The organism is Psychrobacter sp. 16-MNA-CIBAN-0192 (genome assembly GCF_040309565.1).
Classification (GTDB): Bacteria; Pseudomonadota; Gammaproteobacteria; order Pseudomonadales; family Moraxellaceae; genus Psychrobacter.
In genome coordinates, this window is sequence record NZ_JBEOOX010000401.1 from 1 (window position 1) to 260 (window position 260).

Consider the following 260-nt stretch of genomic DNA (forward strand, 5'->3'; position numbering starts at 1 on the left):
GATCAGACAAGCCAGCATATTTAATCCAAGCCACTTTATCATGACCCTTTAGATATTCTGCGACAGCTTGTGCATTTTGCACGTGGCGCTCCATGCGTAAGCTCAAAGTCTCAATGCCTTGCAAGATACCAAAAGCATTCAGCGGACTCAAAGCGGCTCCCGTATTGCGTAATGGCGCGACACGCGCACGCGCAATATACGCCGCTTTGCCCACGTCTTTGACAAAGTTTACGCCATGATAGCTCACGTCTGGCTCATTC

1 protein-coding gene is annotated in these 260 nt (G+C 49.6%); it reads right to left on the minus strand.

Annotation, left to right across the window (positions count from 1 at the left end):
* Positions 1 to 260 (minus strand): PLP-dependent transferase (locus tag AAEY78_RS13745; RefSeq protein ID WP_352339912.1); only part of this gene is annotated, 260 nt, incomplete at both ends.